The organism is Prosthecomicrobium sp. N25, assembly GCF_037203705.1.
In the GTDB taxonomy this organism is placed as follows: Bacteria; Pseudomonadota; Alphaproteobacteria; order Rhizobiales; family Ancalomicrobiaceae; genus Prosthecodimorpha.
In genome coordinates this window covers 2,462,913-2,476,422 of sequence record NZ_JBBCAT010000001.1, presented here as the reverse complement: position 1 = coordinate 2,476,422, position 13,510 = coordinate 2,462,913, and the positions used below count along the sequence as shown (strand labels likewise).

Genomic DNA, 13,510 nt, shown 5'->3' with positions numbered 1-13,510 from the left:
CCCACCATCGGGAGAAGCGCTATGCCGTCTCCATCGTGCCAGGGCAGCTGGTCCGGGCTGCCCAACCGTGCCGGCGTCGGCCTCAAGGCCGAGCATTTCGACGAGATCCTCGACCGGGAGCCGGACATCGGCTTTTTCGAGGTTCATGCCGAGAACTACATGGGCGCCGGGGGAGCGCCCCACGCCGCGCTCCGTGAGATCCGGGACCGCTATCCCCTGTCGCTGCATGGGGTCGGGCTGTCCATCGGAGGTCCCGGGCGTCTCGACGAGGACCATCTCGCCAGGCTGGCGCGACTGGTCGACCTCTATCAGCCGGAGATGTTCTCCGAGCATCTCGCCTGGTCGAGCCACGGCGACGCGTACCTCAACGACCTCCTGCCCCTGCCCTATACGAAGGCGACCCTGGCGCGCGTTATCGACCACGTCGACCAGGTGCAGGAGCGGCTCGGCCGGCGAATGCTGCTGGAGAACCCCGCGACCGTGATCGTGTTTCCGGAGAGCCTGATCCCCGAGACCGAGTTTCTCGGCGAAGTCGCCCGGGCTACGGGCTGCGGACTCCTGCTCGACGTCAACAACGTGGTCGTCTCGGCGACCAACCACGGCTTCCGGCCGGAATCCTACCTGGCGCGCTTACCCGTCGCCCACGTCGCGGAGATCCACCTCGCCGGCCACGCGACAGAGACGCTGCCGACGGGAGCCCGCCTGGCGATCGACACGCACGACCGCCCGGTCGGCGACGGGGTCTGGGCCCTCTATTTCGACACCATCCGCCGGATCGGGCCCTGCCCGACCCTGATCGAATGGGATAACGACGTGCCGCCCTGGCGCGTGCTCGCCGCCGAAGCCGCCCTCGCCGAAGCCGTGATGGCTCGCGCGAGCGTCGGGCTCGCCGCCTGAGGAAGGAGGCCGGCCATGATGCCCTCCGCCCACGACCGCTTCGCGGCCGCACTCCTGGACCCGGGCCTACCCTGCCCCGTGCGCTCGGCGGCGACCGCAGCCGACGAAGCCGAAGCGCGCTTCGCCGTGTACCGCAACAACGTGGTCGGCGGCCTCGTGAACGCGCTCGCCGCCCGCTATCCCGTCGCCGCCCGGATCCTCGGGGATAGGTTCTTCCGGGCGATGGCGTGCCTCTACGTGCGCGCCTTCCCGCCGCACACGCCGATGCTCTTTGCCTATGGAGCGGATTTCCCGGCCTTCGTCGACGGCTTCCCGCCGGCCGATCCCGTCCCGTATCTGGGCGACCTGATGCGGCTCGAATGGGCGCGAGGCGAGGCCTACCATGCTGCCGACGCCCGTCCCGCCGGCCCGGAGGCGCTCGCGGTCCCGCCGGACCGTCTCGACGCGGTCCGGGTGCGGATGCACCCGGCGGCCCGCCTGGTGCGATCCCGTCACCCTATCGTGACGATCTGGTCGATGCAGGAGGGCGTCGGCGAACCAGCGAGCCTCCAAGACTGGATGCCCGAGGCGGCGCTCGTCACGCGGCCCCGCCTCGCCGTGCGCGTCGAGTGCCTGGGTACCGGGGAGGCCGTCTTCCTCGATCTCCTGCAGCGCGGGGAGCCTCTCGCCCGCGCCCTGGAAGCCGGCCTCGCCGTCGATCCCCGGTTCGACCCGCCGGCCGCGGTCGCCACCCTGATCCGCGCGGGTGCCGCGCTGTCCCTGGACGCCTGAGGAGACCACCATGAGCCTGCTCGCCCTGCACACACCCCCCGCCCCCCTCGCCCGCCGCGCCGCCGACCTCGTCCGCGCCGGCGGCACGCTGATACCGGACTCGCTGATCGCCCTGGTGGCGCGGATCTCGGTTGCCTCGGTTTTCTGGTCCTCGGCCCGCACCAAGGTCGAGGACGGAACTTGGCTCACCCTGTCGGACTCGGCGGTCTACCTGTTCCGCGAAGAGTATCGGCTGCCGCTGATCGACCCGGGGATCGCCGCCCATTTGGCGCTCGTCACCGAGCATGTCATGCCGGTCCTGCTCGTGCTCGGACTGGCCAGCCGCTTCGCAGCCCTGGTTCTGCTGGGCATGACGCTGGTGATCGAGATCTTCGTCTACCCGGACGCCTACGCGGTGCATGGACTTTGGGCGGTGTGTCAGCTCTTCGTCCTGAAGTACGGGCCCGGTCGGGCTTCTCTCGACGCCGTCATCGCAAGAATCACGAGGGCCCGGACCTGAGGCCCTGGGTATGCCGGCCAGGCCGGACAGTTATGGTTCTCATTCGAGCAGGGGCAAAAAAGACCCGGCCATAGGTCCAAAGACTCGGCGCGGAAGCGGGTTCCCAGGTGCGACATCCTCCCAACGAACCGGCCCATGTGTGAGCCCAGGCCTGTCGCCGACAAATGAGACGGTCGATCGCGACGATGTCCGGCGCATCCTGACCGCGTTCGTGCACTTGGTCCGAGACAAGTGCGTGAACTTGCCGAACTGCTACGGCCAGCAGATCGCAGCGGAAGTTGGCTGGGAGCCGCAGGGTCAAAGGGCGAGCCTCGACCGCTTCGTCCGCCTGCAGCTCGACGAGGTTGCTAACGCCAAGCCGACTTTTCCGGAGTGATGGGTCGGCGCCTATCAAAAAGGAGGGCGCTCACAGGGAGCAGACGGCGTGACTTGGCTCGTGATTTCAGTTGTGGTAGCTACGCCGCTCTTGGGAGGATGCATCCATGAAGCATTGACGAGCGCGTTCGCAGAGCATTGCCGCTGGCCGCGGTCAATCGTCTGCATTCATCCGTCTCGAAAATGCTGAACCTTGGATGGTCCGCGATGCCTTTCGGCCCTGATCCGCATTGCCTGTACCCGATCTCGGGCCAGGAGTCGGTCGTCTTCCTGAAGCCTCTGATAAAGAACCCGCAGATCGCCGTAGGCGAGTACACCTACTACCACTCCTTCGGCGATCCGCTCGATTTCGAGCGCAACGTCCTCTACGTCTTCCCGTTCGTGGGCGACAAGCTCGTCATCGGTCGGTTCTGCTCCATCGCAGACGGGGCGACGTTCATCCTCAATGGCGGCAACCACCTGACTGAAACGGTATCCTCCTATCCCTTCGCGATATTCGGCGGAGGATGGGAGACTTCGATGCCGAGCGAGTGGCCCGACCGGGGAGACATCTCGATCGGCCATGACGTCTGGATCGGGTTCGGTGCCACCATTCTCCCAGGCGTGTCCGTCGGCCATGGTGCGGTGATAGGCGCCAAGAGTGTGGTCAGCGCAGATGTCCCGCCCTATGCCATCGTGGCCGGCAATCCGGCGCGTGTGGTCCGATACCGTCATTCGGATGTCGACATCGCCGATCTCCTCGATCTCGCCTGGTGGGATTGGCCGATCGAACAAATCACTGCCCATGTGCGAACGATTGCGACTGGCCGCGTCGCAGATCTCAAATCTCTCGTGGACAGCAACAGGTCGCCAGCCCGTCGATGATGACGGTCGCGTTAGCTCAAGTGGCGAGAGGTCGGTGCGAAGCGTTACGAATCCAAGTCATTGCCCACGATGTCCGACCACGACTGGGTACGGTCGGTCCGCTGCCAGGAAAGCCGGCCGAACGATGTCGGTCACCTTGTCCTGGCGGCGTGGCCACTACCAACCGCAGTCGGAACAGAACTCGCGGCGGTTTCGCTTGCCATCTGCGGCGGTATACGGTCACCTGGTTGGAGGTCGGTCGAGGAACCGTCTCAGCTGTTCTGGCGCAATTCGACCATACCGCGATAGACTGCACTCGCAACGTTCATGATGACAATAGGTCAACCTGTGCAGCACTAACGGCAGCTCCAGACAGTCTGGGCTATGCAACTTTTCAAAGCACGCTTTGAGTGTAACAACCAGGACCATGGCTTTGTGCGGCACACCGTGGTCGCGCTGTCAGACGACGATCCGAATGCGACCCCGGTCCTGTCAGGGTCCGCATGCCCTCTTCTGCCTGACGCAATCGCCGTCTGCCCGGGCGGGAGGTCGCTACAGGGCTCCGGCGCCTACGTTGATCAGCAGGGCGAGGATGGTCGTGTTGAAGAGGAACGACAGGATGCCGTGCATCAACACTACTTTGCGCATGCCGGGCGTGACCACTGCGACATCCGAGGTTTGCGCTGTGGCGCCGACAGTGAAGGAGAAATAGAGAAAGTCCCAGTAGCCCACATCCTTCTCATCCCCGGGGAAATCCAGGCCTGCGCGCATATTTCCCTCGCCGTAGTATTCGTGAGCGTAGTGCAACGCCATCGTCGTATGCACGAGGAACCAGGAAATGAATATCGTCAGGCTCGCGAGAGCAAGCCGCCATGGGGCGGCGGGGGTCGCCTCATTTTTCAGGCCGTAGAGTTCGGCGACGATCGCCGCCAGGCTCGACACCGACGCCGCCACGATGATCAGGACGATCACCCCATCCCGCTCGTCCCGCTCCACCGCGCGGCGGCGCACCTGCTGTACGCTGGCGCTTGTCATCATCCACCAAGTGGTCACGATGTAGAGGGACCCGCCGATGCTCCAGGCGATCAGAAGCTTAGAGGAGAGGTCGAGGCTCGCGGGCAACATGAGATAGACCGCAATGGCCACCCCGGTCGCGACGAACACGCGCGGATGCGTGTTCCAGATGACGACAACCCGGCGTCTGAAGCGTTCGACAGAAGTAGGTTGGGCCTGCCGCATGCAACCTCGACGATGGGGAGGTGTCCAGCGCAGGAGCTTATACCAATTTCGTGAAGTACAAACCTGTTTGAGGTACGGGCAGGCAGTGAGGCTGGCTAGACGTCTTGTCTCCGCGACGAGGTCGTTCTGGGCTTTGACGGAGCCGTCGACGTTGAAGACGCGGTGGGAGAGGAAGCGCTCCTTCAGGGCAGCGGGCCGGATTGCCAACGAGCCTGCTGATCGGACTACCTGCAAGGGTATAACGCGGCAATTCTGTATTGCCGCGCTCCTCGGATTACAGTCGTTCAGGAGTTAGGCCGGCTTGGCTACCGACTACCAAAAGGTCGGGATAGGCTAGTCCGCAGGCCTTTAACTCCGCCAGTTAACAAGCATAGGTCATTGAGTTGCTTAAATTATCCGATCGCGCTTCTAAAACGGTCAGCGGCACACGGGCCGCCCTGACCGAGACCCGCTGGGGACGGCCGAGCCGGGCGGCCCAAGGATGTGGGGCAGCTCACAACCAGAACGGATTCTCGTTTTGCGCGAGGGCAAAATCGGGGCAGGTCATGCGGAGGGTAGCCGCCCAGGCCTAGCCCGTCTCCAGGCAGATCAAGAAGATCAACAACTCCGCCGGCAAGATAACGAGCAAGAACGCGCCGATCCTGAACCTCGACATGGATGCCGTGACCATGGTGTTCCTCTTCGCCGACCCCGCCCTTCCTCAAGCAGGTGACGGTCGGGCGACTAGGTCACGTTTGGGACCGACCGCGTGAACGGCTCCATCACGACCACCTCGGGTACCGACCACCTCGGTTACCAAGCGAGACGGCAGACGGCCCGGGCCGGGTTCAAGGCCCTCCCGGGCCAGATGGCCGCGGCATGCACCTTGGCCAGACCTGCTTCCAGGATCCGCGGCCGCGACGGTCTACAATTCGCAAGGTAAGGTGGATTGCGCGTCGTCCCGACGGTCCCGTGAAGCAGGGCGGCTTCCACGACGCCTGTCCCAGTGGATGGAGGGCTCGTTGGATAAGTTCACTGCGATGCGAACCTTCCGCAAGGTGGTCGAGTGTGGCGGCTTCGCGGCGGCTGCGCGCTCCCTAAACCTCTCCAACGCGGCCGTGAGCTGTCACGTCCGCGACCTGGAGGAGGCGCTCGGCACGGCCCTACTGGTGCGTACCACCCGGAAGGTGAGCCTGACCGAACCGGGTCGCGCCTATTTCGACCGCTGTGTCCGGATCCTGGACGAGATCGACGACGTCGAGCGCTCGCTCGGCGCGCTCCAGGCGGCCCCGCGCGGGCTGCTGCGGGTGAACGCGCCGATGGCGATGGGCGTCACGGCCTTCGCGCCGGCGATCGCGCGCTTCGGCCTCCGCCATCCTGAAGTGAAGGTCAACCTCGTCCTCAACGACCGCACGGTCGACATGGTCGAGGAGGGTTTCGACGTCAGTCTGCGCGTGCGTGCCGCGCTGCCGGACTCTAGCCTGATCGCGCGTCGCCTCTGCACCATGCCACTGGTGCTTAGCGGTAGCCCGGACTACCTCGCGCGGGCCGGCGAACCCGCGACGCCCGACGACCTCGCCGGCCACCGGACGCTGGTCTACACGCTGGCCACCGAGCCCGGGCGCTGGACCTTCCACAAGGACGGCCGGGCAATCGTGCACGTCCCGGACCCGGTGCTCTCGACCAACTCCAGCCTTGCACTGCGCCACGGGGTGCTCGAAGGCCTCGGCCTCAGCATCTTCCCGCTTTGCTACATCGCCGCGGACCTCGCCACCGGTCGCCTCCGCCGTCTCATGGCCGACCATGACATCGGCACCGTCGCGGTCCATGCGGTCTATCCGAGTGGGCGGCATCTCTCGCCGAAGGTCCGCGCCTTCGTCGACTTCATGGCAGCGGCCTTCGCGCGGCCGCCCTGGGAGATCGATCATTCACGGATCGCGAATGATCCATCTGCCGAGGAGCGGCTACAACCGGAAGGCTGAATGACCGATCTCTTGGGTATGCGGCAGTCGTCTCACAGAGCTGCCGGCAGAACCCGAGAGCCGCTTCATGACCGACCTCCTCTTCTCCCCGTTCCGCCTCGGCGCGATCGACGCCGCCAACCGCATCGTGATGGCCGCGATGACGCGCAGTCGCGCCGACAACGCCGGCCTCGTCGGCCCGTTGACGGCCGAGTACTACGCCCAGCGCGCCAGCGCCGGCCTGATCCTGACGGAGGGCCTTTACCCCGTTGCGACCGGCAAAGGCTACGTGCGGACGCCCGGCATTGCCGACGCTGCCCAGGTCGCGGCCTGGCGGCGCGTCACCGACGCGGTGCACGCGGCCGGAGGCCGGATTGCAGCCCAGATCATGCACGTCGGCCGGATCAGCCACCGTCGGCTGATCGGCGAGACGCCCGTCGCCCCGTCCGCCATCCGCCCGGCCGGCGGAACCTGGACGGAGGACGGGGTCCTTCCCCACGAGACCCCACGCGCGCTCACGGTCCCGGAGATCCGTGCCATCGTTGACGCCTTCGCCGACGCGGCGGACCGCGCTATGGACGCGGGCTTCGATGGCGTCGAGCTCCACGCCGGCTCCGGCTACCTTCCAATGCAATTCCTCTCCACTGGCACCAACCGCCGCATCGGCGCCTACGGTGGGACCCTGGAGAACCGAATCCGCTTCGCCGTGGAGGTTCTGGACGCCATGATCGACCGGATCGGCGCCGACCGGGTCGGCATCAAGATCACGCCCGAGATGACCTTCAACGACGTTTCTGACGACGACCCGGTCGCAACCTACACGGCCCTGGTCGCCGCCGTCGCGCGCCGACGTGCGGCCTTCGTCGAGATCGTGGACTACGGCGCACACGGGCTCGCCGACCGCCTGCGGCCGCTGTTCGGCGGCGCATGGCTAGTGGGGGGCGGCCTCACCCCGGCCGGGGCGGCGGGCCTGCTCGCGACCGGCCGGGCCGACGGCGCTGTGTTCGGCGAGCCCTTCATCGCCAATCCGGACCTTCCCGAACGCATTCGCCTCGGCTTTCCCCTAGCCGCGAGCGACAAGGCCACCCACTACGCTGGCGGAGCTCGCGGCTACGTCGACTACCCCGCCGCCACCGCCCGAGCCGCCTGACCCCGGCCCGGCCGTGCTGGTGGCGGCCCGGGCTCATTCCGTCCTCCCTCTACAGGAGCGCGCCTGAGCCATTCGTCGCGGCCGGAGCGACCCGGCCCGGAGCTCGTCGGGCCGGCGCGCACGCCCACACCCCTCTGCGCGCCGCCGTCGACGGCCAGCACCGACCCCGGTCCGTCGGCCCAAGCCGCGGCGCGGCGGCGCTCTCCCCAGAGTCGCACCGCCGCCGTCGTCGCGGACGCCACCGCCTATCCATCCGTCCTCCTCCTCGCCGTCGCCCTCGGGGTGATGCGCTGACCGGATCGTGCCATGCCCTCGTCCTTACTCCACCGCGCCGCCCCGATCGCGGCGCTCGCCGCCACCGGCGCCTTGGTCGGCGCCGCCGTTCCGATCACGCGTCTGGCGAGCCTCGCCGGCGCACAGACCCTGAGCTGGGCCTTCGCCTCGACCGGCACGGCCGCCGTGCTGCTTGCGGGCGCGGCGATGCTGCGCGGCAACCCCGTCCGGACAGACAGGGACCACCTCGCCTACTACGGCGCCGTCGGCCTGTTCTCGATCGCCTTGCCACAGCTGCTGCTCGCGCTGGTCGTGCCGATGATCGGCGCGGGCCTCGCCGGGATCGGCTACACGCTGCCGCCGATTCTGACGCTCGCGATCACGGCGCTGATCGGCATGGTCCGGCCGTCGCCGAGATGCATCCTGGGCTTCGCGTTCGGCCTCGGCGGCGCGCTGCTCGTGCTATTGCCGCGCGGCCATTCGGCCGACGGCGTCCAATCCGAATGGATGGCGCTGGCCATGGCCGTGCCGCTGTCGGTCGCGGTCGGCAACGTGCTGCGCGCCCGGATCTGGCCGGCCGGATCGGTGCCGCTCGCCAACGCTGCCGGCGCGATGGGGGCTGGCGCCGCCTTGCTCGGCCTCGCGGCGGCCGCCGGAGGCGGCCTTGCCGACCTTGCCACCGTACCAGTCGGTCTCGCCGTCGCCCACGCTGCCGTATCGGCGGTCGCCTTCGTGCTGTTCTTCGTCCTGCAGGCGGTCGCCGGCCCCGTCTACACCAGCCAGGTCGGCTACGTCGCGACCGTGGTGAGCCTCGCCGCCGGCGCCCTCGTCTTCGGCGAGGCGATCCCGATCTCGGCCTACGCGGCGGCCGCTCTGATCGCGGCGGGCGTCGTCCTCGTCTTGCCCGGACGCGAATCCCGGGCCCGGCCCTGACGTGGGGCATCCCTCAGCGCTCCCACGCGCCGCCGGGCGGGGCTCCGATCAGGAAAGCCACGTGGCCGAGCTTCTCCGGTTGCGGAGCATGTAGGTGTCGACGATCCGAACGCCTGCGCCGTCGTCTGCAGGAGGCAGCCGCGTTCGCGACTGATGAAGCCGGGCAGGCCGTCGCTTCGGGCGGGGCGGATCAGTTCCAGGTGGTCGCGACCGAACTTGTGGACGAGGCCGCCGTAGCGCCGGACTACCCGCTCCGCACTGACAGTCTGGTTCAGGAAGGCGAGCACCTTGCCGCCGCCGTCGGAGCGCATCACCACCTTTTCGGCAAGCCCGGCGCTCAGAGTGGCTATTTCTCCACCCTGGCCGCAGCGAAGAAGGCGCCGGCAATCCGCTCCCTCCTCTGGCGGCACCGAATAGGGCGGGGCATGCCGCCTCGACGTGCTGGCGGTCCTGACGGACGGCCTCAGGCAGTCGGCCCGTTCGCACGGATTGAATAGGGCGGCGAAGCAGTGAAAGGTCTACGCGATGGAACGGGGTCGAAGTCTTAGAAGTTGCCAGCTCGTTCCACTTCCTCCGAACAGAGGCCCTGTTTGCGAACTTTGAGTGCCTTCGCAACACTGTACGAAAATGCTCTACATGAACGGCACACGCGCCCTCCTCAGATGCGGATTCTTAACATTTAAAATGGCCTGCACGAAAGTGTCGACCTGGTCGTCATTGCGGCCGTGCGGGAAAGCCGAAATCTCCTTCCGGAAGTCCTCGAGCCACGGCGCAGAGCGCGGGATGAGCACATGGCCGCGATGGATGTAGGTGACCGCGTTACACCACCTCGTCGATGGGCCGGCTGACGCTCAACGTTCTTCTCTCCTTCGCCCCGTTCGTGCGTGAGGTGATCGGCGAACGGATCCGCGACAAGATCGCGGCTTCGAAGAAGAAGGGTATCTTGATGGGCGGGCAACCGCCGCTCGAGAACGGACGGCTGATAACAGGAAAGGGAGCTAAGCTTGGATCGCCCTGATGGGAGGATGGGCCCGATGACGGGGAAAAGAAGCGGCATTCGGCCGAGTTCAAAGCCAAGGTGGCTTTGGAAGCGATCAGAACCGAACTGAAGATCTCGCAATTTGCGGTCAAGCACGGCATCCGTCAAACGGTCGACCTCCTTTTGCGGTCTGTCAATGCTGTTGTGACTGAGGTGTGTTTTTATAGTTTAAGATTGGGAGGTCGTCATGAAAAAGGTAGCGGTGGGTGTTGACGGTTCCGATTCCGCAAATGCTGCACTCGGTGTGGCCTGTGACTTAGCCGTAAAGAACGGAGCGCAGCTCTTCGTCTGCCATGCTGTTACCGACGAGCCTTTTCGGGGCAATGCATTTCGGTTTGCCGTCACTGAATTCGGTGACAAGATCGCGGCGCGGCTTCGCGACGTTGCTCTGGGAAGCGGACATGTGCCCGTCGAGATCACCGAAGATGCGATCAGCGCCGATCGCGACTGGTCAGCCGCCATGAACGGGGTGGTGGGCGAGGGCTTGCTAGAGGCGGCCGAGGCAACCGCGCAGAGGGCGGGCGTCACAAGTATTGAACGACGTCTTTTGACCGGCAGTCCAGGTGCCCAACTCGTCGACTTCGTCATCGCCGAAGCGCCGGACGTGCTCGTGGTTGGCACCCGTGGGCTCGGCGGCGTGGAACGCCTGCTAATGGGGAGCGTTTCCGGCCACGTCGCAAGGGCACCCTGCATGGTCATCACAGTCAAGCTTGCGCCGCCGCCGTGAGCGGTTCTGACGGATCTAATCGGATATGTTGCAAAGCTCTTTAGGCGAATAAACAGTCTCCCAACGCGGGAGCCCAAGACCGATTGCCAGTGACGCGCTGGTCCAGCAAGCGGCAATACGGCGCTGCGTGCCTGCTAGGATCAAGTCAATCAGCCACCGGCAGACCGATCCTTTGCCACCCATCGCGCAAGCGTTGCTCGTCCTCGGGCAAGCGCAGCCCCGCGGCCCGAGCAACCCATCGCAACCGCTCGCCCAGTGTCGCGGCAGGGTTCCCGCGCCACGCGGAGATCAGTCCCTGCTCGAGTTCGCGGACGATGGCGTCGGTCTCGTCTCCCCGCCCGTCGAGTGCCAAGGCGGCAGCACGAAATCCGAGGTCGCGCAAGTGACGTGCATCCGATCGATAAGCTCGTCCCGACAGGTGGCTGGCGGCCTCGGCGTAGCGGCCGGCGAGGAACAACAGCCGTCCGTGAATGGTATCGTACCAGCGTGGGTGAAGCGGCGTGAGCTCGAGGGCGAGCGAGCTCGCCTCTACCGCCTCCGCGTGGTCGCCATTCGAGCCATGAATCCAACCCCAGAACAGCTGCACCAGGGGGTCGTTCGGATTGACGGACCTCGCCGTGTCCACGGCCCGGACGGCGGCATCGAATTCCCGCAGGTGAAATCGCATGCTGGCGGCGACCATATGGGTGCGCGCGTCGTTGGGGTCGAGTTCTCTCGCCTTCTCGGCAAAGGCCAGGCCCTCGGTAAGGTGAGCCTTGCCCGTGGCGACTTCGCCGACCACCTCCAGCGCCTTGTTGGCTTCCAGGAAGGCGAGACCCGACCACGCGCGTGCCAGATTGGGATCGAGCGCAAGCGCCTGTCGGTAGAATGCCGCGGCCTGTGCTTCGTGCTCCGGCGTGAAGCCGTCGGAGACCTTGAGCCCCTGGAGAAACAGTTCGTAGGCGCGGACGTCCTCCGGTCGCCGGCGCCGCGCCGTCAGTTCGCTGTGTTGGACGACACGCTGCGCCGCCTTGGCGACGATCGAGCGGCAGATCTCGTCCTGTATGTCGAAAAGATCGGCCCTCGGACGATCGAACCGATCGGCCCAGACCTGCGTCCCCGCCGCGGTGTCGAGGAGGCGCACCGTAATGCTCACCCTGTTCGTCGTGAGGCGGGTCGTCCCCTCCAGGACATAGCCAGCGCCGAGCTGCCGTCCGGTCTCGACCGGGTCTAGGCCGCGACCGCGGAGCGCCGACGTGGACGATCGGGTGATGACGCGGACATCCTGGAACCGAGACAGTTCCGTTGTGACATCGTCCGTCATGCCATCGCTGAACCACGCCTCGCCGCCTTCCGGGCTCCCGTCCTCGAACGGCATCACCGCCACCGTCGGCCGCTCGGCGTGCCTCGTGGCGCGCGGGCTCGCCCCCGTCGACTGGCCGACAAGGCGGTAGGCGTCGACGGGCTTCTCGAAACTCTTGAGGCTGAGCGCGCCCGCAAAGACAAAGCCCGCGCGTGCGGCGCGGTCGAGCTGGTCGTGGACGGCGGCCGATATGAGAATGCCGCCCGGATCGGCCGCCTGCTCAAGCCGGGCTGCCATGTTCACGCCGTCGCCGAAAATGTCCCCATCCTCGACCAGGACGTCACCGAGACCGATGCCGATGCGGAGCACCAAGCGCTGCTGTTCGGGCGGCGGCACCTCCGGCTCGCGGTTCGCCGCCTGCAGGGATTTCGAGAAGTCGACCGCCTCTTGGGCGGAGCGGAACTCGGCCAGGAAACCGTCTCCGACCAGCTTGACGAGCCGGCCATTGCAACGGCGGAGCTGCGGCTCCACGAGTTCCGAACGCAGTCCACGCAACGCCGCCAAGGTGCTGGCGGCGTCCGCCTGCATGAGGCGCGTATAGCCAACCACGTCAGCCGCCACCACGGCGACAAGCCGTCGTTCCTGTGTATCCATCGGCATGAAAGTCCAGACAGCGGCGTGCCAACATTCTGACCGATAATAGCGGGCCGGGACAGAGGGCATCGCAGGCTCGGGAACAAGTACCGGCAGGACGGCACGAACAGCGACCGCAGCCATTTGGTTCAACTAGTATTTCGGTGGACGGAGCGCGGAAGCCCTGGGGACCGGCCATCGCGGCGGCGGTGATAGAGAAACGGACTGAGATCCGGACACGAACGAGGAGCCCAACCGATGCCAAGGAACGAGACGACGGTGACGTTTGGCTGCCGCTGCGGTGAGGTTCGGGGCATGGTCGTCCGAGCCGCGCCCGCCTCCGTCAACCGCGTCATCTGTTACTGCGACGACTGCCAAGCCTTCGCGCATTGGCTCGACCGGGCGGACCTGCTCGATGACCACGGAGGCTCCGACATTGTCCAGCTGGCGCCGGCCGCTATGAGTTTCACCAAGGGCGAAGAGAAAATCGGCGGCGTACGACTGACGTCGCGCGGGCTTCACCGATACTACGCGACATGCTGCAATACGCCGGTCGGCAACATGGTGAGTCCGACCATCCCTTTCGTCGGCGTCATGGCGGCGGTGTTTAGGACCGACGGGCAGGACCCCGATGCGGTGTTCCGCCCGCCGATCGGCGCGATCAAGGGTGAATTCGCCGTCGGCGAGACGCCGCCCGGCTCCAGGGGCATATCGCTCTGGCTGATGGCACGGGCGATCGCCAAGGTGTTGAAGTGGCGCCTCTCCGGGTGGACCTGGCCGCATCCCTTCTTCGATCGGGCAAGCGACAAGAGCCGCTTCGTGATGACCACTGTCTCGCCCGCCGAGCGCGAGCGGCTCCGCTTGTTATCTGGCTCTCGACGCTAAAGATCGAACGCCGAAACCATGCCG

The 13,510-nt window shown here is 66.3% G+C and carries 13 protein-coding genes and 2 pseudogenes; 13 read left to right on the top strand and 2 right to left on the bottom strand.

Annotated features, from left to right (window positions below; genetic code table 11):
- The first annotated feature begins 21 nt into the window (after positions 1-21).
- The 5 genes from bufB to WBG79_RS11260 all read left to right on the top strand — a co-directional run bounded on the left by bufB (position 22) and on the right by WBG79_RS11260 (position 3,406).
- The gene (bufB, locus tag WBG79_RS11280; RefSeq protein ID WP_337357201.1) at positions 22-897 is read left to right on the top strand and encodes an MNIO family bufferin maturase; all 876 of its coding nucleotides are present in this window, start codon (positions 22-24) and stop codon (positions 895-897) included.
- Positions 898-912: 15 nt separating this feature from the next.
- A complete protein-coding gene (locus WBG79_RS11275) occupies positions 913-1,668 on the top strand; it encodes a DNA-binding domain-containing protein (protein ID WP_337357200.1) in 756 nt (251 codons plus the stop codon).
- A gap of 10 nt (positions 1,669-1,678) precedes the next feature.
- A complete protein-coding gene (locus WBG79_RS11270) occupies positions 1,679-2,167 on the top strand; it encodes a DoxX family protein (protein WP_337357199.1) in 489 nt (162 codons plus the stop codon).
- 235 nt (positions 2,168-2,402) lie between these two features.
- Positions 2,403-2,543, top strand: a complete 141-nt coding sequence (locus tag WBG79_RS11265) for a hypothetical protein (protein WP_337357198.1) — start codon at positions 2,403-2,405, stop codon at positions 2,541-2,543.
- Positions 2,544-2,749: 206 nt separating this feature from the next.
- On the top strand, positions 2,750-3,406 hold the full coding sequence (locus tag WBG79_RS11260; RefSeq protein ID WP_337357197.1) for a CatB-related O-acetyltransferase: 657 nt from the start codon (positions 2,750-2,752) through the stop codon (positions 3,404-3,406).
- Positions 3,407-3,937: 531 nt separating this feature from the next.
- Here WBG79_RS11260 and WBG79_RS11255 read toward each other — a convergent pair.
- Positions 3,938-4,624: a DUF1345 domain-containing protein gene (locus tag WBG79_RS11255; RefSeq protein WP_337357196.1), complete on the bottom strand. Its 687-nt coding sequence runs from the start codon at positions 4,622-4,624 to the stop codon at positions 3,938-3,940.
- Positions 4,625-5,211: 587 nt separating this feature from the next.
- Here WBG79_RS11255 and WBG79_RS27610 point away from each other — a divergent pair.
- The 7 genes and pseudogenes from WBG79_RS27610 (at position 5,212) to WBG79_RS11225 (ending at position 10,686) form a co-directional block, all read left to right on the top strand.
- Positions 5,212-5,376, top strand: coding sequence for a copper-binding protein (locus WBG79_RS27610; RefSeq protein WP_443147452.1), 165 nt, complete (start codon positions 5,212-5,214; stop codon positions 5,374-5,376).
- Positions 5,377-5,625: 249 nt separating this feature from the next.
- Entirely contained in the window at positions 5,626-6,585 is a 960-nt protein-coding gene (locus WBG79_RS11250; RefSeq protein WP_337357195.1) for a LysR family transcriptional regulator, read from the top strand.
- Positions 6,586-6,652: 67 nt separating this feature from the next.
- Positions 6,653-7,714, top strand: a complete 1,062-nt coding sequence (locus WBG79_RS11245) for an alkene reductase (protein ID WP_337357194.1) — start codon at positions 6,653-6,655, stop codon at positions 7,712-7,714.
- A 306-nt stretch (positions 7,715-8,020) separates the two neighbouring features.
- Positions 8,021-8,920 carry an EamA family transporter gene (locus WBG79_RS11240; protein ID WP_337357193.1) on the top strand — a complete coding sequence of 300 codons (900 nt, stop codon included), beginning with the start codon at positions 8,021-8,023 and terminating at the stop codon, positions 8,918-8,920.
- A gap of 823 nt (positions 8,921-9,743) precedes the next feature.
- Positions 9,744-9,887 (top strand): annotated as a pseudogene (locus tag WBG79_RS11235) (recombinase family protein); the annotation flags it as partial.
- 72 nt (positions 9,888-9,959) lie between these two features.
- Positions 9,960-10,073: pseudogene (locus tag WBG79_RS11230) on the top strand (IS3 family transposase); the annotation flags it as partial.
- 73 nt (positions 10,074-10,146) lie between these two features.
- Complete coding sequence (locus WBG79_RS11225) at positions 10,147-10,686, top strand: universal stress protein (protein ID WP_337357192.1); 540 nt, start codon at positions 10,147-10,149, stop codon at positions 10,684-10,686.
- 145 nt (positions 10,687-10,831) lie between these two features.
- Here the strand turns inward: WBG79_RS11225 and WBG79_RS11220 are convergent, their stop codons facing one another.
- On the bottom strand, positions 10,832-12,622 hold the full coding sequence (locus WBG79_RS11220; protein ID WP_337357191.1) for an adenylate/guanylate cyclase domain-containing protein: 1,791 nt from the start codon (positions 12,620-12,622) through the stop codon (positions 10,832-10,834).
- Positions 12,623-12,859: 237 nt separating this feature from the next.
- Between WBG79_RS11220 and WBG79_RS11215 the strand changes: the two genes are divergently transcribed.
- Positions 12,860-13,486 (top strand): DUF6151 family protein, encoded by a 627-nt coding sequence (locus WBG79_RS11215; RefSeq protein ID WP_337357190.1) that lies wholly within the window; start codon positions 12,860-12,862, stop codon positions 13,484-13,486.
- Positions 13,487-13,510 lie beyond the last annotated feature (24 nt).

Coding starts and splice junctions, on each gene's coding strand:
- WBG79_RS11220 (WP_337357191.1), bottom strand. CDS start 12,622: ATGGATACACAGGAACGACGGCTTGTCGCCGTGGTGGCGGCTGACGTG.
- WBG79_RS11215 (WP_337357190.1), top strand. CDS start 12,860: ATGCCAAGGAACGAGACGACGGTGACGTTTGGCTGCCGCTGCGGTGAG.
- WBG79_RS11240 (WP_337357193.1), top strand. CDS start 8,021: ATGCCCTCGTCCTTACTCCACCGCGCCGCCCCGATCGCGGCGCTCGCC.
- WBG79_RS11270 (WP_337357199.1), top strand. CDS start 1,679: ATGAGCCTGCTCGCCCTGCACACACCCCCCGCCCCCCTCGCCCGCCGC.
- WBG79_RS11225 (WP_337357192.1), top strand. CDS start 10,147: ATGAAAAAGGTAGCGGTGGGTGTTGACGGTTCCGATTCCGCAAATGCT.
- WBG79_RS11245 (WP_337357194.1), top strand. CDS start 6,653: ATGACCGACCTCCTCTTCTCCCCGTTCCGCCTCGGCGCGATCGACGCC.
- WBG79_RS11255 (WP_337357196.1), bottom strand. CDS start 4,624: ATGCGGCAGGCCCAACCTACTTCTGTCGAACGCTTCAGACGCCGGGTT.
- WBG79_RS11275 (WP_337357200.1), top strand. CDS start 913: ATGATGCCCTCCGCCCACGACCGCTTCGCGGCCGCACTCCTGGACCCG.
- WBG79_RS11260 (WP_337357197.1), top strand. CDS start 2,750: ATGCCTTTCGGCCCTGATCCGCATTGCCTGTACCCGATCTCGGGCCAG.
- bufB (WP_337357201.1), top strand. CDS start 22: ATGCCGTCTCCATCGTGCCAGGGCAGCTGGTCCGGGCTGCCCAACCGT.